The organism is Christiangramia sediminicola (assembly GCF_031344135.1).
Classification (GTDB): Bacteria; Bacteroidota; Bacteroidia; order Flavobacteriales; family Flavobacteriaceae; genus Christiangramia; species Christiangramia sediminicola.
The window spans coordinates 90,400-116,045 of sequence record NZ_JAVJIU010000006.1; the positions used below are offsets into that span (position 1 = coordinate 90,400).

The following is a 25,646-nucleotide window of genomic DNA, read 5'->3' on the forward strand; positions in this document are numbered from 1 at the left end:
TGCTTACACAAGAAAGACTAATCAAAACCAGTAAATATGAAAGCTACTAATTTCAAATTATCGTTTGGAGGAGCATTAATCGCTGTATTATTAAATTTTTTAATTCTATCCTGTAAATCGAATGAGGAAAAAGATGAAGATTCAGTTGAGGAAACTGAGGAAACAAAACAAGCTGAAGAAAAGCCTGAAGCTCAATCTATGACCATCGTCACCAATGCGATGGAGTTTAAAGCTAAAGATGAATGGAAGGCAGGTTGGACCACCATTAAATATCGCAACAATTCCAATGAAACTCATTTTATCCTTTTCGATAAATATCCGGAAGGAAAAACAATTGAAGATGCTGAGAGAGAAGTAGGACCGGCTTTCCAGGAAGGGATGGATTTCCTGAATAAAGGTGAATTTGAAAAGGCTAATGAAGCATTTGGGAAGTTACCTGAATGGTTCCAGCAGGTTGAATACACCGGCGGAGTAGGTCTTATTTCAGCAAAAAGTACTGCTCAGTCTACTATTTACCTGGAGCCTGGAACTTACATTATTGAATGTTATGTTAAAATGGCCAACGGTGTTTTTCATAATACGCAGGGTATGGCAATGCAGATAAATGTGATTGAACCTGATAGTTCTGAGGTTGATATTATGGAAGATTACACTATTAATGTTTCAGGGATTGAAGGAATCACATTTAATGAAAGACCATCTGCCGGCGAAAAAACTTTTAAAGTAGAATTTGGAGAACAAAAAGTTCATGAAAATTATGTGATGTCTGATGTTCACCTGGTTTGGGTAGATGAAGGTGCAGATATTTCCAAGCTTAATGCCTGGATGAACTGGGCAGATCCAAAAGGACTACAGACGCCTTCTCCTGAAGGATTTAAATTCCTTGGAGGAATGCAGGAAATGAAACAGGGGGGAATCGGTTATTTTACAGCTGAACTAAGACCGGGTAATTATGCCCTGATTTCTGAAGTGCCAGATCCTCAAAGTAAAGGAATGCTCAAAACTTTTAAAGTTCAATAAAATAAAAACCGGCACAAAGCCGGTTTTTTTATTTTGTTTTTAAACTGTCCAGTTTTGTTGGAGGGATTGGCGCAGGAACAGCATTTTCAACCGGTTCAGTGCTCTGAAGGTATTTGAACATAGATTCTAGGTCTTCATCTGTTAGCTTACCTAAATTTTGCCATGGCATAGGAGGGAGCATCATTCTACCACCTTTGTCTCCTTTTAATTTACCTTCTCGCATGGCAGTTTTAAATCTTTCCATACTCCAGTTACCAATCCCTGTATCATCTGAAGTTAGGTTGGCAGCAAAAGAAACACCCCATGGGCCTACAGCAGCAGTTAAGTCACCACTCATTAACATCCATCCATTTTGAATAGCTTCAGAATTGATTGGAGGTAAAGTGTCGCCCGCCTGGTAACCGCTTAGAGCAAGTTCCGGAATTTCCTGTGGTCCACGTTCGGTCATTCTTTTTGGTGAGTGACAATCGTGACAGCCAATTGTTTTTACAAGATATTCGCCTCGCTTAATACTGTCATTCATCGTCATTTTCTTTTCTTCTGGAACTTCTTTATAGTCTTTGTCCTTACAGGAAGCTGCAAAAATCATGAGAATTACGGCCAGGAAAACCTGCAGGTATACACCTCTCCCGGTCTCGAATTTGGAATTAGAGTCTAACATATTGATTTAAAATTGGTTGATAGTTGACTTGAATTTAGTTCAACTTTTTGAAATACAGTAATATAACCGATAAATTCAATAGCTTTTTCGATAATCGGCATATCTGCGATCATCTATTTTTATGAAGAAAGACTTAAGAATCCTATTTTTGCAGGATGCAAACAGATAATCTGGAACAGGGATTTTTCGGAATTGGAATTCAGAATGGAAAGACCCCTGAAAATCTTGGGGTTTTATGGCGTTCTGCTCAGAATATGGGCGCTAGTTTTATTTATACGATTGGTAACAGATATTCAAAACAGGCTTGTGACACCCATAAGGCTGTAGGCGCAATGCCGTATTTTCATTACGATACTTTTGAAGATTTTTATGCACATCTTCCAAAAGGCGCAATGTTAGTTGGAGTTGAACTTACCGATGAAGCACAGGCTCTGGAAGAGTTTAAACATCCCCGTAGATGTGTTTATCTTCTGGGTGCAGAAGATCACGGTTTATCTAATGCAGCTATAGAAAAAGCCCATTTTCTGGTGAAATTCAAATCAACTTTAAGTTTGAATGTTTCAGTTGCGGGTAGTATCGTTATGTATGACAGAGGTATGAAATCTGAATTTTCCACCTAAACCGGTTTTAGCTTTGAGTTTCTTTTTCTTCCTGAAATAGATTTTTTTCCTTGATCATTTTCGCAGTAAGTCCGGGAACCATATTTTCCCACTCTTGATCGCCTTCACGAATCATTTCATAAACTTTTCTCGGGTGAATATCCAGTGACTCTTCATCATAATCTTCGATATCGATCACTTTTCCATTATCCACGAAAAACTTGTAAAGTTCTTTAACTCTTGGATGAACTTTTAGATTCTTACTATTGATGATATCACCGGTCTCTTCATCTCTAATTGGATACAGGTAAACTTTCAAACTTTTAAAGAATAGTTTTCCAAAAGCTTCCAGAATGCCACCGCTTAAATGTCGATAGTATTTCTCGTTGAAAATATCGATAAGGTTGTCTACACCCATCGCCAGGCCAAGTTGTTTTTTAGTATGCAAAGAGAAATATTCTACTACTTTATAATATTCCTGAAAACTGGAGATCATTACGGTTTGTCCAGAAGCACATAAAAGATCGGCTCTATCTAAGAAATCTTTTTCATCAATTTCTCCTTCAGCTTTTAGATTATTTAGGGTCATTTCAAAAATAATGACGGTCTTATCTGGATCTACTTCTTCTTCCTCCAGGAATAATTTCCTGGCAGACATGAACATGTTCAGGTTTAGGTTGGTAACCGGTCGAAAACTTCCTCTAAGGGTTAGAATGTTCTTTTTATATAGAACATTTGCGGGTAGAATATTGTTTCCATCCTTAGAGAACATTACGGCATCAGTAATGCCTTCTTTCACAAGTTCGAGGCTCATCAACCTGTTATCCACATTTTTGAAAACAGGTCCTTTAAAATTGATAGAATCGATCTCGATTTTATCTACTGAAAGATGATCATAAAGTTTTTTGATAAGTACTTTAGGGTCGTCGCTCTGGTAAAATGCAGCATAAATAAGATTCACGCCCATAATTCCTAAACTTATCTGTTGCTGAGAAGCATTATTTTCGTGAAACTGAACGTGCAGAATGATCTCGCTATATTCCTGTTCCGGCTCTCGCTGGAATTTGATTCCTAGCCAGCCATGACCTTTATACTTTTTAGCCCAATCTATAGTTGCTACTGTATTGGCGTAACTAAAGAATAGCTTGTTAGGATATTTTTTCCTGGACAATCTCTTTTCAATCAGGTCTGCCTCGTAATCTATCATTCGTTTAAGTCGAGCCTCTGTTACATACCTGTTTTGAGGATCTAAGCCATAAATAGCATCACTAAAATCTTTATCGTAGGCACTCAGAGTTTTGGCTATGGTACCCTTTGGATTTCCTGCTCTAAAAAAATGACGAACTGTTTCCTGTCCGGCTCCTATCTCAGCGAAAGTTCCATAAATATTTTCGTTGAGGTTTAACCGGGTACATTTATTCTGAATAGATAGAATATTCTGAAATTCATCTTCACTTAGCTCAGCCATCTAATAAACTTTGATTTTGTTGGTTCCTGAAAGTTAGGAATATTATATTTTCTGATCAGTCATTTTAAGTAATGTTTAAAAGAAAATGCAAAGTTTTAAGGCTTTCGGGAAGTGCCGAAACATTTTCAGAAATTGTCTAACTTTAGAATCCAACAATAAGAAAATGAAAAAAATAATTAGTGTTCTCACAATTTTGTTATTTACTTCCATGATGAACTCACAAAATAATTTTCAACTGCATAAAGACCACGATGCGATCCTGGTAAAGGATTTAGATGCCTCGGCAAAATTTTATTCTGAAATTCTAGGACTGAAGGAGATCCCTAATGGCGGTCTTCCAGATCATATTAGATGGTTCGAACTCGCTGAAAAAGTTCAGATTCATTTAATTGAAAGCGAAGATGTGCCAGAAAAACATAAAGGAGTGCATATGGCATTAAATACGTCAAAGCTATCAGAATTGATGGAGTTTCTGAAAAGCGAAAAAGTGCCATTTGAAAACTGGACTGGGGAAAAGGAAACTACCAATACCAGGCCAGATGGTATAAAACAGATTTATCTCCAGGACCCTGATGGATACTGGATAGAGATCAATGATAATTCTCTTTAAGCCTTATCTGTTGCAACCTTGTAAGTTGGGTCTTCCAGGATGTTTACTTCAATAAGTGCATCAGCGTTCTGAAGTAATCTGCGGCAGTCATTGCTTAAGTGTCTTAAGTGAACTTTTTTGCCAACCTTACTATATCGCTGAGTTACGTTGTTTAAGGCTTCGATGGCCGACATGTCTGCAACACGACTATCCTTAAAATCAATAATGATCTCTTCGGGATCGTTTATTACATCAAATTTTTCAGCAAAATTGGTGGTAGATGCGAAGAATAACGGGCCGTATATTTCATAATGCTTTACGCCATTTTCGTCAATATGCTTTCTTGCTCTAATTCTTTTGGCGCTTTCCCAGGCAAAGAATAATGCTGAAAGGATTACACCAACGAGAACTGCCAAGGCCAGGTTATGAAGTAATACTGTTATTAATGCTACTATGATCACTAGAAAAATATCTTTCTTAGGTACTTTATTAAAGATCTTCAAACTTGCCCATTCAAAAGTTCCGATCGCTACCATGATCATTACACCCACAAGAGCCGCCATTGGTACCTGTTCTATAACCGGTGCTCCAAATAGTACGATCACCAGAATTGTAAAAGCCGCGATAATTCCGGATAATCTGGCTCTGGAACCTGCAGAAAGGTTAACCAGAGTTTGAGCAATCATTGGGCAACCACCCATTCCGAAGAAAAATCCATTTAACACGTTAGCACTTCCCTGGGCTACACATTCTCTGTTACCGCTACCTTTTGTTTGAGTTATTTCATCAACCAGGTTCAAAGTAAGTAATCCTTCGGTTAATCCAACTGCTGCCATGATCATGGAATATGGCGCAATAGTTTCCAATGTATTCCAGCTTAATTCAATTTCAGGGATATGGAATGGTGGGAATCCACCACTAACAGATGCTATGTCTTCTACAGTTTTAGTGTCTATTCCCAGGAAATAGACGAGTATGAATACTACTATAATGGCAACTAGGGAAGAAGGTACAGCTTTGGTGAGTTTAGGCAATAATACTACAATAGCGATGGTAAGAGCTACCAGGCCGGCCATGATATAAAGAGAAGTTCCGGAAAGCCATACAATATCGCCATTCACAACAGTTTTAAATTGATCTAATTGGGACATGAAAATGATGATCGCCAGTCCGTTTACAAACCCGAACATTACAGGATGAGGAACCAGGCGTATGAATTTCCCTAGCTTAAAAACACCAATTACTATCTGAATAACACCGGCTAATGCAACCGCCGCAAGAACGTAATCAAGCCCATGAGACTTCATTAAAGCAATAAGTACAATTACCGTTGCACCGGCACCACCAGAGATCATTCCCGGTCTTCCGCCAAAAATGGCTGTAACCAGACCCATGATAAATGAAGCATATAATCCCATAAGAGGAGGGAATCCGGCAAGAATAGCGAATGAAAGTGATTCGGGGATCATGGTCATCGCTACAGTTAATCCGGCAAGCACCTCTGTTTTATAGTTAACTTGTTGCTTGAAGTCGAATAAGTTCAAAACTTTTTTCATAATCGGGCTTTTTCGGCTTGATTTTTTGAAGCGGCAAAAATAGTCATTAAAAAGAGAAGCGCAACCCTTAATGAGTTCAGATTCCTATTTTTATTAAATTATGATTTTCAATGGGTTATATTGAATTATTCAAAGTATTCTTTAGCTTTAATTTCAAATTATAGATCGGTAAATGTCTATTCGTTAGAAATTGAATAAAGATTAGGTAACAGTTTCCAAATGAAATACCTTTGCAAAAATTATCATTATGGCACATAAAGCCGGATTTGTAAATATTATTGGTAATCCCAACGTGGGAAAATCAACTTTGATGAATGCTTTTATCGGGGAGAGACTTTCTATTATCACCTCGAAAGCACAAACTACCCGTCATAGAATTCTAGGAATCGTTAACGGTGAAGATTTCCAGGTAATCCTTAGTGATACTCCGGGAATTATTAAACCGGCTTACGAGCTACAGGCTTCGATGATGGATTTTGTAAAATCTGCTTTTGAAGACGCCGATGTTCTTATCTATATCGTTGAAATAGGTGAACAGGGGTTAAAGGATGAAGCTTTCTTTAATAAGATCGCAAATTCTGAAGTGCCAGTATTACTATTGTTGAATAAAATTGACAAATCTAATCAGGAGCAATTAGAAGAGCAGGTTAGTTACTGGACTGAAAAAGTACCGACTGCCGAGATTCATCCAATATCTGCATTAGAAGGATTCAATGTTTCTGAAGTTTTTAATAGAATTATAGAGCTGCTTCCGGAATCTCCGGCGTTCTATCCAAAAGATACTCTTACAGATAAACCGGAGCGTTTCTTTGTAAATGAGATCATTCGTGAGAAGATCCTGATGCATTATAAAAAGGAGATCCCTTACAGCGTTGAGATCGAGACCAATGAGTTTTTTGAAGAGGAAGACATCATTAGAATGCGCAGTGTGATAATGGTAGAAAGAGAAACTCAAAAGGGGATCATTATCGGGCATAAAGGTTCTGCATTGAAAAGAGTAGGAGTAGAAGCCAGAAAAGATCTTGAGAAATTCTTCGGAAAACAGGTGCACCTTGAATTATACGTGAAGGTGAACAAAAACTGGCGTAGCGATTCACAACAACTGCGCAGGTTCGGGTACACAGATAAAAAATAAACTTTTCAGCTTAATACAGGAACCGGGTTAATTGGTTTAAAACCATTAATTTTGCTTCCTGAAATCAATTTATAGTTATGGGCAATATTGTCGCCATTGTGGGTAGACCTAATGTAGGTAAATCAACTTTTTTTAACCGTCTCATTCAACGTCGTGAAGCGATCATTGATTCGGTAAGCGGGGTAACTCGTGACAGACATTATGGCAAGTCTGACTGGAATGGTCGTAAATTCTCTTTGATAGATACCGGAGGCTATGTAAAGGGAAGTGATGATATTTTTGAAGAGGAAATAGATAAGCAGGTGGAGCTTGCCATAGATGAAGCAGATGCGATCATCTTTATGGTAGATGTTGAATCTGGAGTGACTCCAATGGATGAGGAAGTAGCAGTTTTGCTTAGAAAAGTGAATAAACCTGTACTTCTTGCAGTCAATAAGGTTGATAATAATAAAAGACTTGCCAATGCTGTAGAGTTTTACTCTTTAGGTCTCGGTGAATATTTTCCAATTGCCAGTACAAATGGTAGTGGTACAGGTGATCTTCTGGATGCTTTAATCGAAGCTTTGCCAGAAATTGAAGAGGAAGATGAATCTGAGCTACCGAGATTTGCTGTGGTTGGAAGACCAAATGCAGGTAAATCTTCTTTTATCAATGCTTTAATAGGCGAAGATCGTTATATCGTAACCGATATCGCCGGAACTACCCGTGATTCCATTGATACCAAATATAATCGCTATGGATTTGAATTTAATCTGGTAGATACTGCCGGGATTAGAAGAAAAAGCAAGGTGAAAGAAAACCTTGAATTCTATTCGGTAATGCGATCTGTAAGAGCCATCGAAAATTGTGATGTTTGTTTATTAGTTCTGGATGCTACCAGAGGTTTTGACGGGCAGGTACAGAATATTTTCTGGCTGGCTCAGCGTAACCACAAAGGAATCGTGATCCTGGTTAACAAATGGGACCTATTAGATAAGGAGACCAATACCATGAAGGAGTACGAGGCAATGATCCGTAGAGAGATCGAGCCATTTACAGATGTGCCGATCATCTTTATTTCAGTTCTTACCAAGCAAAGAGTTTTTAAAGCTATAGAAACAGCAGTTAAGGTATTTGAAAGCAGAAGCAACAAGATCAAAACGCGTCAATTGAACGATGTGATGCTTCCTATTATTGAAAAATATCCACCTCCTGCATATAAAGGGAAGTTCGTAAAGATCAAATTTTGCATGCAATTACCAACGCCGCATCCTCAATTTGCGTTTTTCTGTAACCTCCCGCAATATGTTAGAGATCCTTACAAAAGGTTCATTGAGAATAAATTAAGGCAGGAGTTTGATTTTCAGGGTGTTCCGATTTCTATTTTCTTCAGAAAAAAATAACGGTCTGGTTTAAACCTTCAATAATAATAATAGTCTTAGTAGAGGCCAATAATTCGTTTATAATTGAGTTATTGGTCTTTGTTTTTAATCTAACTTTATTATTGAATGCGTTTTTACCTAAGTCTCCTGGGAATTTTATTCAGCACTCTTTGTTTCTCACAGGAATTTCAAATCACGGGAAGGATTGTCGACCAGTCTTCCAATCCTCTAGAATCTGCCACCGTATATACTGAAAAGCCCAGCGACAGCAGTTTGGTAAGCTATACTATTTCAGAAAAGAATGGTTCCTTCATCTTAAAAGGAAATACAGAACTTGATAAGCTTAATTTACTGGTTAGTTATAACGGCTTTACTCCTCATTTTCAAAGTGTGAAAGTTGAGAAGAGTATTGTTCTAAATGATATTCAGCTAAAACCAATGGATAACGCGCTGGACGAAATTAGTATTACTGCCAGTAGAGCCCCAATAACTATTAAAAAAGATACTCTTGAATTTAATGCCGGATCCTTCAATACAAGACAGGATGCAAATTTGGAGGAGTTGATGAAAAAGCTTCCGGGCGTTGAGGTAGATTCAGATGGAAATATAACGGTGAATGGAAAGCCGGTTTCCCGAATCCTGGTGAACGGAAAAGAGTTCTTTGGGAATGATCCAAAGATCGCTACCAAGAACCTTCCGAAGGAGATCATAGATAAGATACAGGTTACAGATACTAAGACCAAAAGCGAAGAATTTACTGGTAAGGCCGGAAATCCAGACGATAAAACCATAAATATCGAACTGAAAGAAGATAAGAATAAAGGTTACTTCGCAAGGTTAACTGCCGGTGGCGGTACAGATGAACGTTATGAATTGAGCGGAATTGCGAATTACTTTAAAGATGATCTGAGATTAAGCGTTCTTGCCAGTTCTAATAATATCAACAGTTCAGGTTTCAGTTTTGATGAGGTCTTTGATATGATGGGCGGCAATGCGAGATCTATAAGTTTCAACTCCAATGGAAGTTTTAGTATCAACGGAAATGGCTTTGGAAACAATAACGGAATCACAAAATCTGAAACAGCAGGTTTTAATTTTGTGAATGAGTGGGAGAATGATATGGAGCTTAGTGCAGATTATTTCTATGGAAGCAATGATACCGATACCAGAACAAGGGTGGAAAGAGAGAATATCTTGCCAGACTCACGTTATTTCACGAATTCTCTTAGTAGCAGCAAATTGCTGAATGAAAGTCATAGGGCGAATTTGAGATATGAAGTGGAATTTGATACCCTTACTAAACTTTCCATCGCCCCGAGATTCAATGCTAATATCGGTACATCTTTCAGAGATCGTTCTGAGGAAAACCTGGACGAGAACATGAATCTGCAAAATTCAACCGTGGTAGATGAAACGGAAGATCTAAATAGCGCAAATTTTACTAATAACATAGATTTTATCAAGCGTTTTGGAAGTCGCGGATCTTTTCTTCAGTTAGATCTTAGCCATTCTCATAGCAAGCAGGAAAATGAGAATTTCTATTTTTCGGAAAGTACTTATGTAAATGCTCCTGAGGATAACGAAGTTCAGGATCAGTTGATAGATCAGGATGAGAATACAAATTCATTTAGTGCTGGCGCGTCTAAGCGTAGCGTTTTGGCTGAAAAGCTTTTCCTTGATCTGAATTATAATTTTTCTACTTCAAAAAATAGAAACACCAGGAACGTTTTTGATGCGGTAAATGGAGAATATTCAAACTTCAATGATCTTTTAAGCAATGATTTTGAAGTAAAGACTTTCAAGCACACTCCGAATGCAGGGATTAATTATGAAGGTGAGACCTGGAGGGTGAGTACAGAAGTAGGGCTTTTGAGTACCAACTTAAAAACCGACAATTTCAGAAATGATGTAAGTTTTGACAATACCTACAATAATATTTTTGTGGATGCCGATGTTCGATATTCAATAGAGCGTTCAAAAAGCATCAATATAGGCTATAGTACAAATGCAGATGTTCCTTCTATAAGACAATTGCAACCGGTTGTAGATAGAACAAACCCACTGAATATCATTATTGGGAATCCTGAACTGGAGCCAACCTTTAACCAGAGAGTGAATTTCAACTTCAGAAATTTTGATTTTGCCTCTCGTAGTGGATTTTTTGGTTACATGTATCTGAATTTCACCAACAATCAGGTAGTAGCAACCAGCAGCGTAGATAATTTTGTAAGGACTACTACTTATACAAATGTTGACGGAGTGATAAACGGAAATCTTGGAGGTTCTTATAGCAAGACCTTTAAAAAGGACGCGAGAGAGCTTCGCTTAAGATTGCGAATGAATACTGGTTACAACAGGAATGTTGGATTCATCAATGCGGTTAAATACAGATCAGACCAATATAACCTAAGTCCAAGCTTTCAATTGACCTATGCCATAGATGAGGTGCTTGAGATCAATCCAAGTTACACGCTTAATTACAATGATATTACCTACGATATCAATAGTGGGAGAGATCAAAGTTATACCAATCATACCTTGTCATTAGAGACTACGACATACTGGCCGAAGAATGTAGTTTTTGGAAATGATATTTCTTATAATCAATTTGGCAATGTATCTCCTGGTTTTGACAATACTTCGCTTTTATGGAATATGAGTCTTGGATATCAATTCCTGAAAGATAATGCAACCTTAAAAGTCAAGGTTTATGATCTATTGGATGAAAACGTAGATACCAGAAGACTGGTTGGAGATGATTATATTCAGGATGTAAATAACCTGGTACTTCAGCGTTATGCGATGCTTAGTTTCACTTATAAACTGAGTAGTTTTGGTGGCGGAAAAGGACCTCAAAACAGGGGAAGATCAAGATTCATTAGAATGTAATGAACAGGTGAAAAATTTCTTTAAATGCCGAAATCCAGATAAAAAAGTCCGATTTTTCCATTACTAATTTTCCTGCCGTGTCATACGCCTAAAATATCGTGGGTTCAACGATTATTTTTTGAATAAGCCTTGTAACTCCTTATATTTAAGAGAGTTGAATATTAATTCAAAACAGGCTAGGCTTATGGAAATTTTTACTGATTTTGTTCAAAATTATAACAGATCGCTACAAGGCTTGAATATTTTCGCCAAGATTGGAGTTACTCTAGCTTTGGCATTAATTCTTGTGGCTGTAATTAGTGCGATCGTAAATGTGATTGTACTGAACGTATAATTTTTGAATTACAGACGAAACGTCTAACTAAAAGACCGTCGATTGATTTCTTTGAAATCAGTAGATGGTCTTTGTGTTTTATAGAATCAGTAAAAGTATATGAATAAAAAAACCCGATTCAGCTGAATCGGGTTTTTAAAGGTGGTGCCTCCAGGAATCGAACCAGGGACACAAGGATTTTCAGTCCTTTGCTCTACCAACTGAGCTAAGGCACCAGTTGCTTGTTTAAGCGGTGGCAAATATAATTTCATTTTTAGGAACTCACAAAGGAAATTTTAAAAAAATGCTTTTGTATTTTTGTCTTTCAAAGAAAAACTGAATGAATTTAGTTATCGATGGCGGCAATACCTTTATAAAGACTGCTGTTTTTCAAAACAATACAATTTTAGATAAGCAGATTTTTAAGAAGGAAGAATTTTTAAAAAAAATTGATCAGCTTCAAAAAAAGTTTCCTGAAATCGAAGAATCAATCCTTTCCAGTGTCACATCTCTGGATCCTGAAGTTGAAAAAAGGCTTGAAAAAGCATTTTCTTTACTTCGGCTAGATGGAAATACTAAAATTCCTTTTACAAATTCTTATGCTACTCCTCAAACTTTGGGGATAGATAGAATTGCTTTAGTGGCGGCCGCAGTAAATTCCTATTCTGGGAAAAATGTTCTGGTGATCGATGCCGGTACCTGTATCACTTATGATCTTAAAACTTCTGAAGAAGTCTATCTGGGAGGAGCTATTTCCCCAGGTTTGGAGATGAGATTTAAAAGTCTGCACAAGTTTACCGCAAATTTACCGTTAGTAACAGCGAAGCCGGAACCTGAACTGATTGGTGATACTACCGAATCCAGCATATTATCCGGAATTATTAACGGCATTAAAATGGAATTAAAAGGAACAGTAGAATCCTATTGCTCTAAATTTGAAGATTTAACAGTTATTTTCACAGGTGGAGATAGTCAAATTTTGTCTATACCATTAAAAAATAGCATATTTGCCAACTCAAATTTTTTGTTAGAAGGACTTAATTTCATTCTAGAATTTAACAAGACTCAATGATAAAACGATTTATAGTAATCGTAGCTTTATTTTTAGCTTTTGCTGCAGAAGCACAGGAAAACGTATCCTCACCTTATTCTTATTACGGTATTGGTTTAACAAACTTCAAGGGAACTGTAGAGAACAGGTCTATGGGAGGTTTGAGTATATTCAATGATAGTATTCATATGAATATTCAGAATCCTGCTAGCTATGGTACCTTAAAAATCACGAACTTTACAGTAGGAGCAAGTCACGATAGAATAAAAGTTGAAACAGAACAGAATAGTGATAATGCTAAGATCTCCTCATTAGATTACCTGGCGCTTGCTTTTCCGGTTAGTGATAAAGTAGGAATTGGATTTGGTGTTTTACCTTATACCTCTGTTGGATACAGAATTCTTGATTTAGAAGAAGGTTCAGCTAGTTTTCTTAACGGGCGTGGAGGTATGAACAAGGTTTTTCTATCTGCTGGTGTAGCGGTAACTGATGAATTAAGCCTTGGTGTGGATGCGAACTATAATTTTGGGAATTTTCAGAATACCCAAAGTATAAATCGTGAAGAGCTACAATATGGAACAACAGACATAAATAGATCTGATATTAAAGGTTTTAATTTTAATTTCGGAGCTAATTATCAAACGGATATTACTGAAAAATTAGATCTTCATGTTTCCAGTACATACAGACCGGCCATGGATCTGGATTCAGAGAATTCAAGAGCGATCTCTACAGTAGATTTCACCGGAGGAACTGGTAGAGTAATCGAGGTTAGAGAGCTGGATCTAAGAAATACTCAATTTGAATTTCCATCAAAATTTGTTTTTGGTGCAGGATTGGGAGAGAGAAATAAATGGTTTGCCGGAGCCGAGTATTCTAAAGTAGGATCTTCTTCATATGAGGACAGTTTTAGATTTAGGGGAGATGGTGGTACATTTGAAGATGCCTCTCAGTTTTCTCTTGGAGGATTTTATATACCCAACTACAATTCTTTCACAAGTTACTTTGAGAGAGTAGTTTACAGGGCCGGATTTCGTTATGATCAGACAGGTTTAGTGGTCAATGACGAGTCTATAAATGAGTTTGGCATATCTTTTGGACTAGGATTACCAGTCGGAAACTTTTTCTCTAACGCAAACCTCGGAATCGAGCTTGGACAAAGAGGTACCAAGGATTCAGGTTTAGTTCAGGAGAACTTTTTAAGACTATCTGTAGGATTGTCTTTAAATGACAAATGGTTCACGAAAAGAAAATTTGATTAACCACACAATAAAAAAAAGATGAAAAACAAATTTCTAGCACTAATAACGGTTGCCATGTTAGGTTCGGGAGCTGCAAGTGCACAATCTGGAGATTGTGCTACAATGGCCGCTCTGGCGTACGATGATGCAAAAGCAAAAAACTATGATGCTGCTTACCCAGCTTTAATGAAAGTTAAGGAAGAGTGTCCTAAATATAGCCTTGCTACATACCAATACCTTGAAAGAGCGATCGAATCTAAAATAGATAAGGCTGAAGAAGGTGATAAAGCTGAATTGGTAGAAGAACTTATCGAAGTTTGGGAAACCAGATTAGAACTTTATCCTGGTAAAACTGAAAAAGGTAAAATATATACCGATATCGCTCAGTTGAAGTATGATAATAAAATGGGATCTAAAGACGAACTTTTCAAAGCTTTTGATAAAGTTTGGGTAGAGGATAAAGAAAACTTTACCAGTCCTAAAGGTCTTTATGCGTATTTCGATCTTGTAGTTGAAATGCAGGATGAAGGAGATAGAACCCTTCAGGATGTATTTGATATGTACGATAGAGTATTTGCTAAAATCGAGACAGAAGAGAATGCTGCTGCCGAAAATCTTGCTCCTTTATTAAAGAAGCAGGAAGAAGGTGGAGATCTTACTTCAAAAGAGCAAAAGCAAATTAAATATGCTGAGATCAACCTGAAAAACTACAGTAATGTAAAAGCTGCGCTTAACGCAAAACTAGGTGCACGTGCAGATTGTGATAACCTTGTTCCATTGTACAAGAAAGATTTCGAATCTAAGAAAAGTGATGTTAGCTGGTTGAAAAATGCCAACGCAAGACTTTCAGCTAAAGATTGTACTGAAGATCCATTATTCGTTCAGGTTTCTGAGGCGCTACATAAATTAGAGCCTTCTGCAAAATCTGCATACTCTTTAGGACAGTTAGCTGAAGCTGATGGGAACGGATCTAAAGCACTAGAATACTATAATGAAGCTGCTGAGCTTGAGACAAACAAGTCTGATAAAGCTAAGATCTACTATAGAATTGCTAATAACTACAAGGATAAAGGTAGCTACGGTCAGGCAAGAAGTTTCTATAGAAAAGCATTAGAAGCTAAGCCATCATTAGGTAGTGCTTACCTACAGATCGCTAATATGTATGCTAAAAGTGCAAACAACTGTGGTGAAGATGCATTCTCTAAAAGAGCTGTATACTGGTTAGCTGCTGATTATGCTTCAAGAGCTGCAAGAGTAGATCCATCTATCGCAAGTAATGCGAACCAGGCTGCTGCTGCCTACAGAGGTAGAGCGCCACAGAAATCAGATGTATTCCAGTCTAGTAAAAATGCTGGTGATGCGATTTCAATAGGATGCTGGATCGGTGAGACCGTTCGTATCCCGAACCTATAAGATGAAACTCACATATAGTAATATAATTTCAAGCATTGTCACGCTCATAGGCGTGACAATGCTTTTTTCATGTGAAGGTAATTTACAGCAGGTAAGGGCCTTCAGTTTAGAGGAAGATGCACCTCAGGCAATTGCCGAAGGCATCAATTTAAAATTTACCGATTCCGGAAGATTGGTTGCTACCCTTAAAAGCACCAAAATGTTAGACTATACTAATAAATCTTTTCCATACCGGGAATTTCCTGATGGAGTAGAGGTAGAATTCTTTGATGAAGAGGACAGAAAGAATACAGTGGTAGCAGATTACGGCATCGTTTACGAAGCTACTAAACTTATAGACCTGCAGGGAAATGTGGTAATTATAACAGCAGATAGTACAAAATTAGAAGCGAGTCAGTTGTTCTGGGATCAGGATAGAAGCTGGATTTTTACTGATAAGCCCAATACTATAAGATTTCCAGATGGTTCATATACCGAAGATCTTGGTTTTGATTCTAATCAGGATTTCACTAATTTTCGTTCAAGAACCAACACGGGTATACAAATCATAGAAGAAGAAAAAGAAAAAGAAGATGAGTAAATTTTTCAGATATTTTGAATACGCATATTTATTATTTGCGGCGTTCTTTCTTTTTGAAGCCTTTAGAATCTGGGGTGATCAAAGAAACCGAGCTTATCTTTTTTTATTCTTTGTTTGTGTAGCCATTTTTATGTTCTTCTTTAAAAGACGTTTTAGGCGCAAATATGAAGATCGTAATAAATAACCTGAATGGAGGTTGATATACTTATTATAGTTTGTTCTCTACTGCTTTCCGCTTTTTTCTCAGGAATGGAGATCGCCTATGTTTCCTCGAATAAGATCTTTATCGAAATTGAAAAGCGTCAGAATGATTTTCTGGCGACGGTTCTAAAAAGGCTTACCAAGAAACCATCCAAATTCATTGCAACTATGCTAGTGGGCAATAATATTGCCCTTGTTGTTTATGGTTTTTTCATGGGTGACCTTCTTATGGCCTGGTTGGGAGGTATTGAAACCGATAGCGCTATAATTACCTATATCATTAATGATCTGAGCCTGATAACCCAGACGGTCATTTCTACACTGATAATTCTTCTTACTGCGGAATTTCTTCCAAAAGTTTTTTTTCAGATCTATGCGAACTCGATGTTGAAATTCTTCGCGGTTCCGGCTTATATTTTTTACCTGCTTTTCAGTTTTGTTTCGTCTTTCGTTATCTGGATTTCAGATATTATTCTGAAACGATTCTTTAAAACTGATGGTGATGAAGTTCAATTGGCTTTCAGTAAAGTAGAGCTTGGTAACTTTATTAGTGAGCAAATGGAAACGGTCGAAGAGCATGAAGATGTAGATAGTGAAATCCAGATCTTCCAGAATGCACTTCAGTTTTCAGATATCAAAGCTCGGGAGGTAATGATTCCCAGAACTGAAATTATTGCTGTAGATCAGGACCAGGCGCCTAATGATCTTGTAGAAACTTTTACTCAAACCGGATTGTCCAAAATCCTGGTTTATAATGAAACTATAGACGATATTATTGGATATGTTCATTCTTTCGAACTCTTCAAAAGGCCAAAGTCAATAAAGTCTATTTTGTTGCCTGTAGTTTTCGTGCCGGAAACGATGTGGGTAAAGGATGTGTTGAATATTCTTATCAAAAAGAGAAAAAGCATCGCCGTTGTAATTGATGAATATGGAGGGACCAGCGGTATGATGACCGTGGAAGATATCGTGGAAGAATTATTTGGTGAGATTGAAGATGAACACGATTCTGCAGTACTAATTGAAGAGAAAATAGATGAAGATCATTTCAAGTTCTCGGCGAGACTGGAAGTAGATTATCTTAACGAAACTTATAAAACCGAAATACCCGTTGGAGAGAATTACGAAACTTTAAGTGGTTTCATCGTGAATCATACTGAGGAAATTCCGCAGCAGGGAGAGGTTATAAACATTGAGGATTTCGAAATAAAAATCCTTGAAACTTCCAATACTAAAATCGAATTAGTAGAGCTGAAAATCAATCCTGAAGATTAAAGCTTTAAAGTTAAGAATTTGCTAATTTTAAATTTTATTATTAGCCTAAAAACCTTATTTTCGCCCCCTATATTTCGATAAATTTTAAATTCAAATGGCAGTATTAAATAAAATCAGACAAAGGTCTGTTTTCTTGATTATCATCATTGCATTGGCTTTATTTTCTTTTGTATTGGCTGATGTGATTCGTAATGGAGGACTAAGCTCTCAGAATTCTCAGAATGTGATAGCTACCGTTAATGGTAAAGAGATCAGTAGAGAAGAGTTTGCTCGTGAAGTAGAGAACTTTGAAAGAAACATGGGGAACAATATGAGTACGACTCAGGCTGTAAACCGTATCTGGGATCAGAAATTGAGACAGGTGATTCTTGAAGAAGAAGTTGAAAAACTTGGGATTAGAGCTGGTGAAGCACAGGTTACTCAATTAGTACGTGCTCAAATGTCTAACAATCCAAACTTTGTAAATGAAGCTGGAATGTTTGATGAGAACAGGTTAAGAGAATACGTTGCCAACTTAAAGGAAACTTCGCCTCAGGCTTACGCTCAGTGGCAGAATTTCACTTCTAACCTTGTGCAAACTGCCAAAATGAATAGTTACTATAATATGGTTGGAGCCGGAGTAGGCGCAACCTTATTAGAAGGTGAACAGGCTTACAGACTTCAAAACGATAATATCAATATGAAGTTTGTACAGATTCCTTACTCTTCTATTCCAGACAGTGAGGTTGAAGTAACAAAGTCTGATATCAAAGCTTACCTGGAAGATCATTCATCTCGTTTTGAGACTGAAGCTTCTAGAAGTATGCAATATGTGATCTTCGAAGAAAGTGCTTCTGGAGATGATAAAAGTGAAGCTAAAGAATCTCTTTCAACATTAAGAGGACAGAGAGTTGAGTATAACGCTGCAGTTGGAGCAAACGATACGCTTGCTGGATTTGACAACGCAGACGACTATGCTGAATTTGTTAGCGATAATTCAGATCTACCATACGACAACAGATTCAGATTCAGAAATGACTTTTCTGGTGAGAATGCTGAAGCGATCTTTAACCTGAATGATGGAGAGACTTTCGGTCCTTACGAAGAGAATGGATATTGGAAATTAAGTAAGGTTATTGAAACTAAAAATATTCCTGATTCAGTAAAAGCTAGTCATATTCTTGTGACATACCAGGGTTCTCAACTTGGAGCGGGTGTTAGTCGTTCTAAGGAAGAAGCAAAAGCTTTGGCAGATAGCCTTGCCGGTGTAGTTAGAGGAGACGAAGCTAAGTTCGCAGAGCTTGCTTCTGAATTTTCTGCCGATACATCGAATAAAGAGCAGGCTGGAGATCTTGGATATTTTACTCCAGGAACTATGATCCCGGCTTTTGATAACTATGTTTTTGATAACAATACTGGTGATGTTGGAGTAGTGGAAACACCTCTTGGATTCCACGTGATCTCTATTGATGATCAAACTGAAGCTGCCAGAGCAGTTAGAGTTGCGACCATTGCCAGGGAGATCGAAGCTTCTGAAAAAACAATGAATAACCTTTTCAATGAAGTAACGAAATTTGAAATTTCAGCTTCTGAAGGTGATTTCGCAGAAGTAGCGAAAGAAGGTAATTACGAAGTACGTACGGTAAAAGATGTAAAAGCTTTAGATGAAAATATACCAGGTGCAGGTGCACAACGTAGAGTAATCCAGTGGGCATTTGGTGATGAGGCTAAAGTTGGAGATGTTAGAAGATTCGACACTAATAACGGTTATATCGTAGCTCAGTTGACTTCTACCAGAGATAAAGGTCTTATGAGTGTTGAAGAAGCTTCAGGAGAAGTTACTCCGATCTTGAGAAAAGAAAAGAAAGCTGAATTGATCAAAGAAAGGCTTAAAGGAAGTACTCTTCAGGAAATTGCTAGCAACCAGGGAGTAAGCGTTCAAACGGCAGATGCGGTGAACCTTAACAATCCAACACTAGCAGGTGCTGGTGAAGAGCCAGAAGTTGTAGGAGCTGTTTTCTCTATGGAAACTGGAAAAGTAAGCTCTCCTATCGCTGGTGAAAAAGGAGTTTATGTTGCTGAACTTGTAAGTAAATTTGAGGCTCCAGCAATGGATTCTTATAAAGGATTTGCTCAGCAGGAAAGTGCGGCTCGTAGAGCTCAGGCAACAATGAGAGTGTTTGATGCTCTTAAGAATAAAGCAGAAATTGAAGATAACAGAGCTAGATTCTACTAGTGATTATCATAGAATATAAAAAAAGCCTCAGCATTTGCTGAGGCTTTTTTTATTTGATTAGTTCTTGATAACCAAATATGGTGTTGTAACCTTTATTTCTGAAATACTCCTTTTCTTGTTCTGTTCCAGTTGCGAGAATAAAATCACCGCCCCAGCCGCCAAGGCTTTTTATCAGTTCAGGATAATCGGGGAAAAGTTCATTCTGGATTCTAGGAAGATTAATGGCTTTGCTAATTAAGGTTTCATGAATTTTCAGGAGAAGCTTAAATTCTTCAAGGTTGTCGCATTGAATGATCTGCTCGGTGATGCCTGAGATCTTTTCTGTAAGGCTCTTCAAATCCTTATCGGGTTGATTTCGATAATGCGCGATCGCTTCACGACTGTTTTGTTTCCTGTTCAGATAGACAAAAAACAGGTTTTCTTTAAATTCAGGATTAAAATCTGCAGTAAAACTAACCGGCTTATTTTCTGTGATCTGGTAAGTAATAGGAAGATCGCTTTTTGCCGCAGCGATATCATATCCACTACCGCCAAAACTCTCATGCAATAATTTATAAGGATCAATATTCAGCCATTGAGCTATATTATTGATCAATGTTGAAGAAGTTCCCAATCCCCATTGACGATTAAAATCCAGATGTGTATGAATTGTATAACCAGTTTGCTGAAATATTGAAGGATTTTTTTGAAAAGCAGCTTTTAGAATTTGTTGTAAACGTTTCTGTATATTCTGAATCTCAGGATTATTAGCTGTTTCGGGAGAATCTATAATTGTAAAATTTCCGTCATCAATCTTTAATTCCGATTGAAACCAGATCTGGTCATTTTCATCAAAACTAGTCCAGCTAATTATATTTTTTTCACCTTCAGAAACTTTTAAAACCTGACCTGCTTTAGTGGGTAAAGCTAGAGATTTGGCTCCATTCAATACCGCATATTCGCCCGTTAATAAAATCTTTCCGTTACTTCTAAATTCCTGCATTAAGATCTCATTTTTTCCAATTGCTCGATTACACTGCTATGTGTGATGGTGTGATGAGTAAAATACTCTACCATTTCTTCTTTTTCTTTCTCTGTAGCTGCATTCTGATTCAAAATATTCATCAGGTGCATTTTCATATGTCCTTGCTGAATTCCGGTGGTGGTTAATGATCTTAAAGCAGCAAAATTCTGTGCCAGTCCTGCAACCGCCGTAATTTCCATCAATTCACTGGCAGATGGTCTTTGCAGAATGTCCAGAGCTAATTTTACTAATGGATGTAGGCTTGTGAGTCCGCCGACAGTTCCCAGGGCTAAAGGGATTTCCATCCAGAATTTAAAAATGCCATTTTCAACAGAGGCGTGGGTGAGACTGGAATATTTCCCGTCTTTAGAAGCATATGCATGAATCCCTGCCTCTACCGCCCGGAAATCATTTCCTGTGGCGAGGACAACTGCGTCAATACCATTCATTACTCCCTTGTTGTGAGTTACTGCCCTGTACGGCTCAATTTCAGCAATTCTAACAGCCTGAACGAACTTTTCGGCAAACTGCTCACCGCTCATATTTTTGTCTTCAGAGAGTTGGTCTACAGGACAGGACACTTCAGCACGAACGATACATTCTGGCACATAATTGGAAAGTATGCTCATAATGATCTGAAGGTCTTTTTCTTCGGTCGAGAAAAATTCAGCTGTTGAAGCTTCTTTTTGTAAAACTTCAGCAAATTTTTCCAGGCATGAATTAATGAAATTTGCTCCCATGGAATCCCTGGTGTCAAATTTCACAAATAGCTGGTAATAATGATCCAGCTCTTTTGTTTTATTTTTTAGACTGATATCGAGGATTCCGCCACCTCGTTTTTCCATATTCTTCGTGATCGGCTTAACGGCTTCACGAAGCTTTGGTTCAAGATCTTTAAAAAGTTTCTCCAGTTTTGAAATATCACCTTTGAATAGAAAGTGCACCTGACCAATTTTTGTTTGATTGATCACGGTCGCTTTAAATCCGCCACGTTCACTCCAGAATTTCCCTGCTTTACTGGCTGCTGCTACTACCGAGCTTTCCTCGATCGCCATTGGCAGAACATGATATTTTCCGTTGATAAGGAAATTTGGCGCCAGGCCTAAGGGCAGGTAAAAATTAGAAACTGTATTTTCAATGAATTCATCATGCAGCTTTTGTAGCTTCTCATCTTCATTCCAGTATTGTTCAAGAATTGAGACGGCTTCTTTATTATCTGTTAAATAATTTTCTGCCAGCCATTCAATTTTCTCAGTTTTATTAAGTTTTGAAAATCCGTTTACGGGCTTTGTCATTTTAATTTTATTTCGGGAGCTCAAAGATACAAAGCATATTTTTAGAGACCTATAAATTCATATGGATGAAGAGACTAAAGCCGTGTTTTTCTTAACAGATTGTTAGTATTTAACAATTTTCGATAGTCATTTTTCCGTTAAATTTTAGTAAACTTGGCCTGCATTAAATATTTCAAAAATTTTATGAAGTTCCCTAAAATACTTGTTGCCTTTATAATGGCAGCATCTTCTGTGCTTACTGCACAACAAAAAGAAGTTAGTCTTGAAGAAATATGGAGCGGAACGTTCCAAGAAGAAAGGCTTCAATCCCTACAATCTCTTAATAATGGTGAAGAATATGTAGTCCTGAACAGGGATCGCGAAAGCGATGCCAGCAGTATCGATGTGTACAGTTATAAAACTGGAAAAAAGACAAGAACCCTTGTTAATAGTAATGATCTGGATGCCATCAAATCTTTTTCAGGATTCCAATTCAGTAATAAAGAAGATAAGATCTTACTTTCAACTGAGGTAGAGTCTATTTATAGAAGATCTTCCAGAGAGATATTTTACGTTTATGATGTAAAATCAAAAGAGCTGATGAAACTTAGCGACGACAAGGTTCAGGAGGCTTCTTTTTCTCCTGATGCTTCCAAAGTAGCCTATGTTTTTGAAAATAACATCTATATCCTGGATCTTAAGTCTAACAAGAGAACTCAGGTTACCAAAGATGGTGAGATCAACAGTACGATAAATGGGATTACAGACTGGGTTTATGAGGAAGAATTTGCTTTTGTAAAAGCTTTTGAATGGAATCCAACAGGTAATAAGATTGCTTACCTGAAATTTGATGAAACCGAAGTTCCTGAATTCTCAATGGACCTTTACGGAAAGGATCTTTATCCTACGCAGCAGGTTTTTAAATATCCTAAAGCTGGTGAAGCAAATTCAAAAGTTAGCCTGCATATGTTCGATCTTGATTCGCAAAATTCAGAAGAGATCGATCTTGGAAAAAAATATACCCAGGAAGAATTCAGTGATCTTTACATTCCAAGAATCAAGTGGACGGCTGAACCTATGATCCTTAGCGTTCAGGTATTGAACAGACACCAGAATAATCTTGATCTTATTTTTGTAGATGCTGAAGATAACGAGGCTGAACTTATTTTAAATGAGACTGACAAGGCTTATGTTGATATTACCGATAATCTGACTTTTCTTGAAGATAATAGCTTTATCTGGACCAGTGAGATGGATGGCTATAACCATATCTACCACTATAATGAAGAAGGTGAACTATTAGACCAGGTGACTAGCGGAGACTGGGAAGTAACTAATTACTATGGTTACGATAAAAAATCTGACAGGATTTATTACCAGAGTACTGAAAACGGAAGTGTTAATCGTGATGTTTATTCGGTAAAACCTAACGGTAAGAGTAAAAAGAGACTTACAGAAAATACAGGAAAAAATTCTGCTTCATTTAGTGCAGATTATACTTATTTCATCAATTCTTTTACAAACACTGAAACTCCTACAGTTTATACTCTACTTAGAGCAAAAGATGGTAAGCAGGTTCGTGAGATTCTTAATAACAAGGAATTGCTGGAAACAGTGAAACCATACGGTTTCTCTCCAAAAGAACTTTCAACAATCAATATCAATGGGAACGATCTGAATATGTGGATGATCAAACCATCAAATTTTGATGAAAATAAAGAGTATCCATTATTGATGTTCCAGTATTCAGGACCGGGATCACAATCTGTTTCTAATTCATATTTCGGCACCAATGACTACTGGTATCAGTTATTAGCGAACGAAGGTTACATTATTGTATGTGTTGATGGTAGAGGGACTGGATTTAAAGGAGCTGAATTTAAAAAAGTGACTTACCAGGAATTAGGAAAATTTGAAGTAGAAGATCAGATCTCTGCTGCTAAAAAATTAGGAGAAAGAGCTTATATAGATTCAGAAAGAATTGGAATATGGGGATGGAGCTATGGAGGATTTATGTCTTCTAACGCGATCCTGAAAGGAAATGATACTTTCTCAATGGCAATTGCAGTGGCACCGGTTACAAGCTGGAGATTCTACGATTCAGTTTATACAGAGAGATACATGAGAACTCCACAGGAGAATGCTTCAGGTTATGATGAAAACTCTCCTTTAAATCATGTTGAAAAACTAAAAGGTGATTACCTATTGATCCATGGTGGTGGAGATGACAACGTGCATGTTCAGAACACTATGAGAATGGTTGAAGAATTAGTTCAGGCGAATAAGCAATTTGACTGGGCGATCTATCCTGATAGAAATCATGGAATCTACGGGGGCAATACAAGATTGCACCTTTACAACATGATGACCGATTTTATACTTGAAAAACTTTAAGAATCTAACCTATTGACATGAACAAAGCTAAAGCGATTGAAAATCAGAACGAATTATTTGGCCATCCGGTAGGTCTTTATATTCTTTTCTTTACTGAATTATGGGAGCGTTTTTCTTACTACGGAATGCGTGCTTTATTCACCCTTTTCCTGGTAGCTGAAACTACTGCAGATAACCCGGGATTCGGTTGGACTAACCAGGAAGCTCTTGAACTTTACGGTTGGTACACCATGTTGGTTTATGTGTCTTCTATCCCTGGTGGATGGGTAGCCGATAAATTACTGGGACAAAAGAAAACTGTATTACTCGGAGGAATATTACTTTGTATTGGTCACTCCGTTCTGGCGTTCGATTCTGAGATCAGCTTTTATGTAGGTTGTTTATTTATCATTTTAGGAGTTGGAGGTTTAAAACCGAACATTTCTTCAATGGTTGGTGGACTTTACAAGCAAGGTGATGAGAGAAGAGATCTTGGTTTCTATATTTTCTATATGGGTATCAATATTGGTGGATTCCTTGCACCGATCGCTTGTGGTTTCCTTGCTCAGAAATATGGATGGCACTGGGGATTCGGTCTTGCTGCGATAGGGATGTTCCTTGGTCAGGTTGTATATATGTGGGGGCAGAAACACCTGAAGCATGTAGGTAATCTAATCTCAAGAAAGAATGAAGCAGATAAAGCTATTCTTGATAAACCACTTACAAGTGTTGAAAAAGACAGAGTTAAAGTATTATTGCTTTCATTCCTTTTAATCATTCTTTTCTGGGCTGCATTTGAACAGGCAGGAGGATTGATGAACCTGTATGCTCAACAAAAAACAGATCGTTCTTTATTAGGATTTACAGTTCCGGCATCATGGTTCCAGTCTATTAATTCATTCTTTATTATAACCCTGGCTACTGTAGTTGGTTCTTTCTGGTTCAAATGGAAGAAAAAAGGGAAGGAAGCTTCGTCTATTTTCAAAATGGCGATGGGTATAATTATCATGGCTCTTGGATTTGGGTTTATGAGCATGGCTTCAGTAGAATATGAAGAGACTGGTTCTTCAGCTATGTACTGGTTAATTTTAGCTTATTTATTCCATACAATTGGAGAATTATGTGCTTCGCCGGTTTCGCTTTCTTTTATTACAAAACTTGCTCCGCTAAAATATGCATCTATAATAATGGGTATGTATTGGGCTGCTACAGGTCTTGGTAATAAAGTTGCCGGACTTATTGGTGAATCAGCTCAATCATTAGGAGAATTTGAAGTATTTACAGGAATTGCAGTTATCTGGTCATTGATAGGTGTAATTGTGATCTTATTACTGAAACCTCTCAAGAGACTTACGCACGGAGCCGAAGACGCTACATTGGAAGAAGGAATTCCAAAAGAAACTACTGTCGAATAATTTTTAATACATAT

Annotated in this window: 21 protein-coding genes and 1 tRNA gene; 16 read left to right on the forward strand and 6 right to left on the reverse strand. The window is 37.4% G+C overall.

Going from position 1 to position 25,646, the window contains the following annotated elements:
• Window positions 1-36 precede the first annotated feature (36 nt).
• Entirely contained in the window at window positions 37-1,020 is a 984-nt protein-coding gene (locus RE431_RS14900; protein WP_309562764.1) for a hypothetical protein, read from the forward strand.
• Between the two features lie 28 nt (window positions 1,021-1,048).
• Here RE431_RS14900 and RE431_RS14905 read toward each other — a convergent pair whose 3' ends face one another.
• Entirely contained in the window at window positions 1,049-1,681 is a 633-nt protein-coding gene (locus RE431_RS14905) for a c-type cytochrome (RefSeq protein WP_309562765.1), read from the reverse strand.
• A gap of 155 nt (window positions 1,682-1,836) precedes the next feature.
• Here RE431_RS14905 and RE431_RS14910 point away from each other — a divergent pair, with 155 nt between their 5' ends.
• A complete protein-coding gene (locus RE431_RS14910) occupies window positions 1,837-2,301 on the forward strand; it encodes an RNA methyltransferase (protein WP_309562766.1) in 465 nt (154 codons plus the stop codon).
• 7 nt (window positions 2,302-2,308) lie between these two features.
• Here the strand turns inward: RE431_RS14910 and RE431_RS14915 are convergent, their stop codons facing one another.
• Complete coding sequence (locus RE431_RS14915; RefSeq protein ID WP_309562767.1) at window positions 2,309-3,748, reverse strand: TonB-dependent receptor; 1,440 nt, start codon at window positions 3,746-3,748, stop codon at window positions 2,309-2,311.
• A 163-nt stretch (window positions 3,749-3,911) separates the two neighbouring features.
• Here RE431_RS14915 and RE431_RS14920 point away from each other — a divergent pair, with 163 nt between their 5' ends.
• A complete protein-coding gene (locus RE431_RS14920) occupies window positions 3,912-4,358 on the forward strand; it encodes a VOC family protein (protein ID WP_309562768.1) in 447 nt (148 codons plus the stop codon).
• Here the strand turns inward: RE431_RS14920 and RE431_RS14925 are convergent.
• Complete coding sequence (locus RE431_RS14925) at window positions 4,355-5,893, reverse strand: SulP family inorganic anion transporter (protein WP_309562769.1); 1,539 nt, start codon at window positions 5,891-5,893, stop codon at window positions 4,355-4,357. The genes RE431_RS14920 and RE431_RS14925 overlap by 4 nt on opposite strands.
• Window positions 5,894-6,140: 247 nt before the next feature.
• Between RE431_RS14925 and era the strand changes: the two genes are divergently transcribed.
• From era to RE431_RS14945, 4 genes are all read left to right on the forward strand, one after another.
• Window positions 6,141-7,028 carry a GTPase Era gene (gene era / locus RE431_RS14930; protein WP_309562770.1) on the forward strand — a complete coding sequence of 296 codons (888 nt, stop codon included), beginning with the start codon at window positions 6,141-6,143 and terminating at the stop codon, window positions 7,026-7,028.
• A gap of 77 nt (window positions 7,029-7,105) precedes the next feature.
• Window positions 7,106-8,410, forward strand: coding sequence for a ribosome biogenesis GTPase Der (der, locus tag RE431_RS14935; RefSeq protein ID WP_309562771.1), 1,305 nt, complete (start codon window positions 7,106-7,108; stop codon window positions 8,408-8,410).
• A gap of 105 nt (window positions 8,411-8,515) precedes the next feature.
• Complete coding sequence (locus RE431_RS14940) at window positions 8,516-11,278, forward strand: outer membrane beta-barrel protein (RefSeq protein WP_309562772.1); 2,763 nt, start codon at window positions 8,516-8,518, stop codon at window positions 11,276-11,278.
• 184 nt (window positions 11,279-11,462) lie between these two features.
• Entirely contained in the window at window positions 11,463-11,612 is a 150-nt protein-coding gene (locus RE431_RS14945) for a hypothetical protein (protein ID WP_309562773.1), read from the forward strand.
• Between the two features lie 142 nt (window positions 11,613-11,754).
• Here the strand turns inward: RE431_RS14945 and RE431_RS14950 are convergent.
• Window positions 11,755-11,827: transfer RNA gene (locus RE431_RS14950), tRNA-Phe, on the reverse strand.
• Window positions 11,828-11,931: 104 nt separating this feature from the next.
• On the opposite strand from RE431_RS14950, the gene RE431_RS14955 reads away from it, so the two are divergent.
• The 7 genes from RE431_RS14955 (at window position 11,932) to RE431_RS14985 (ending at window position 19,567) form a co-directional block, all read left to right on the forward strand.
• Window positions 11,932-12,663 (forward strand): type III pantothenate kinase, encoded by a 732-nt coding sequence (locus RE431_RS14955; protein WP_309562774.1) that lies wholly within the window; start codon window positions 11,932-11,934, stop codon window positions 12,661-12,663.
• Entirely contained in the window at window positions 12,660-13,904 is a 1,245-nt protein-coding gene (locus RE431_RS14960; RefSeq protein WP_309562775.1) for a BamG family beta-barrel-assembly machinery protein, read from the forward strand. The genes RE431_RS14955 and RE431_RS14960 overlap by 4 nt, the downstream gene beginning before the upstream one ends.
• An 18-nt stretch (window positions 13,905-13,922) precedes the next feature.
• A complete protein-coding gene (locus RE431_RS14965; protein WP_309562776.1) occupies window positions 13,923-15,296 on the forward strand; it encodes a hypothetical protein in 1,374 nt (457 codons plus the stop codon).
• 1 nt (window position 15,297) lies between these two features.
• Window positions 15,298-15,876: an LPS export ABC transporter periplasmic protein LptC gene (lptC, locus tag RE431_RS14970; protein WP_309562777.1), complete on the forward strand. Its 579-nt coding sequence runs from the start codon at window positions 15,298-15,300 to the stop codon at window positions 15,874-15,876.
• The gene (locus RE431_RS14975) at window positions 15,869-16,060 is read left to right on the forward strand and encodes a hypothetical protein (RefSeq protein ID WP_309562778.1); all 192 of its coding nucleotides are present in this window, start codon (window positions 15,869-15,871) and stop codon (window positions 16,058-16,060) included. Before lptC ends, RE431_RS14975 begins: the two co-directional genes overlap by 8 nt.
• Window positions 16,061-16,065: 5 nt before the next feature.
• Complete coding sequence (locus tag RE431_RS14980; RefSeq protein ID WP_309562779.1) at window positions 16,066-17,352, forward strand: hemolysin family protein; 1,287 nt, start codon at window positions 16,066-16,068, stop codon at window positions 17,350-17,352.
• Window positions 17,353-17,446: 94 nt separating this feature from the next.
• A complete protein-coding gene (locus tag RE431_RS14985; protein WP_309562780.1) occupies window positions 17,447-19,567 on the forward strand; it encodes a peptidylprolyl isomerase in 2,121 nt (706 codons plus the stop codon).
• Between the two features lie 49 nt (window positions 19,568-19,616).
• Here RE431_RS14985 and RE431_RS14990 read toward each other — a convergent pair whose 3' ends face one another.
• A complete protein-coding gene (locus tag RE431_RS14990) occupies window positions 19,617-20,549 on the reverse strand; it encodes a GYDIA family GHMP kinase (RefSeq protein ID WP_309562781.1) in 933 nt (310 codons plus the stop codon).
• Window positions 20,549-21,889, reverse strand: coding sequence for a hydroxymethylglutaryl-CoA reductase, degradative (locus RE431_RS14995; protein ID WP_309562782.1), 1,341 nt, complete (start codon window positions 21,887-21,889; stop codon window positions 20,549-20,551). Before RE431_RS14995 ends, RE431_RS14990 begins: the two co-directional genes overlap by 1 nt.
• Window positions 21,890-22,048: 159 nt before the next feature.
• On the opposite strand from RE431_RS14995, the gene RE431_RS15000 reads away from it, so the two are divergent.
• Both RE431_RS15000 and RE431_RS15005 read left to right on the forward strand, forming a co-directional pair.
• On the forward strand, window positions 22,049-24,238 hold the full coding sequence (locus tag RE431_RS15000) for a S9 family peptidase (protein WP_309562783.1): 2,190 nt from the start codon (window positions 22,049-22,051) through the stop codon (window positions 24,236-24,238).
• Window positions 24,239-24,255: 17 nt separating this feature from the next.
• Window positions 24,256-25,632, forward strand: coding sequence for a peptide MFS transporter (locus RE431_RS15005; RefSeq protein WP_309562784.1), 1,377 nt, complete (start codon window positions 24,256-24,258; stop codon window positions 25,630-25,632).
• Window positions 25,633-25,646: the final 14 nt, after the last annotated feature.

Coding starts and splice junctions, on each gene's coding strand:
- RE431_RS14900 (WP_309562764.1), top strand. CDS start 37: ATGAAAGCTACTAATTTCAAATTATCGTTTGGAGGAGCATTAATCGCT.
- RE431_RS14905 (WP_309562765.1), bottom strand. CDS start 1,681: ATGTTAGACTCTAATTCCAAATTCGAGACCGGGAGAGGTGTATACCTG.
- RE431_RS14910 (WP_309562766.1), top strand. CDS start 1,837: ATGCAAACAGATAATCTGGAACAGGGATTTTTCGGAATTGGAATTCAG.
- RE431_RS14915 (WP_309562767.1), bottom strand. CDS start 3,748: ATGGCTGAGCTAAGTGAAGATGAATTTCAGAATATTCTATCTATTCAG.
- RE431_RS14920 (WP_309562768.1), top strand. CDS start 3,912: ATGAAAAAAATAATTAGTGTTCTCACAATTTTGTTATTTACTTCCATG.
- RE431_RS14925 (WP_309562769.1), bottom strand. CDS start 5,893: ATGAAAAAAGTTTTGAACTTATTCGACTTCAAGCAACAAGTTAACTAT.
- era (WP_309562770.1), top strand. CDS start 6,141: ATGGCACATAAAGCCGGATTTGTAAATATTATTGGTAATCCCAACGTG.
- der (WP_309562771.1), top strand. CDS start 7,106: ATGGGCAATATTGTCGCCATTGTGGGTAGACCTAATGTAGGTAAATCA.
- RE431_RS14940 (WP_309562772.1), top strand. CDS start 8,516: ATGCGTTTTTACCTAAGTCTCCTGGGAATTTTATTCAGCACTCTTTGT.
- RE431_RS14945 (WP_309562773.1), top strand. CDS start 11,463: ATGGAAATTTTTACTGATTTTGTTCAAAATTATAACAGATCGCTACAA.
- RE431_RS14955 (WP_309562774.1), top strand. CDS start 11,932: ATGAATTTAGTTATCGATGGCGGCAATACCTTTATAAAGACTGCTGTT.
- RE431_RS14960 (WP_309562775.1), top strand. CDS start 12,660: ATGATAAAACGATTTATAGTAATCGTAGCTTTATTTTTAGCTTTTGCT.
- RE431_RS14965 (WP_309562776.1), top strand. CDS start 13,923: ATGAAAAACAAATTTCTAGCACTAATAACGGTTGCCATGTTAGGTTCG.
- lptC (WP_309562777.1), top strand. CDS start 15,298: ATGAAACTCACATATAGTAATATAATTTCAAGCATTGTCACGCTCATA.
- RE431_RS14975 (WP_309562778.1), top strand. CDS start 15,869: ATGAGTAAATTTTTCAGATATTTTGAATACGCATATTTATTATTTGCG.
- RE431_RS14980 (WP_309562779.1), top strand. CDS start 16,066: ATGGAGGTTGATATACTTATTATAGTTTGTTCTCTACTGCTTTCCGCT.
- RE431_RS14985 (WP_309562780.1), top strand. CDS start 17,447: ATGGCAGTATTAAATAAAATCAGACAAAGGTCTGTTTTCTTGATTATC.
- RE431_RS14990 (WP_309562781.1), bottom strand. CDS start 20,549: ATGCAGGAATTTAGAAGTAACGGAAAGATTTTATTAACGGGCGAATAT.
- RE431_RS15000 (WP_309562783.1), top strand. CDS start 22,049: ATGAAGTTCCCTAAAATACTTGTTGCCTTTATAATGGCAGCATCTTCT.
- RE431_RS15005 (WP_309562784.1), top strand. CDS start 24,256: ATGAACAAAGCTAAAGCGATTGAAAATCAGAACGAATTATTTGGCCAT.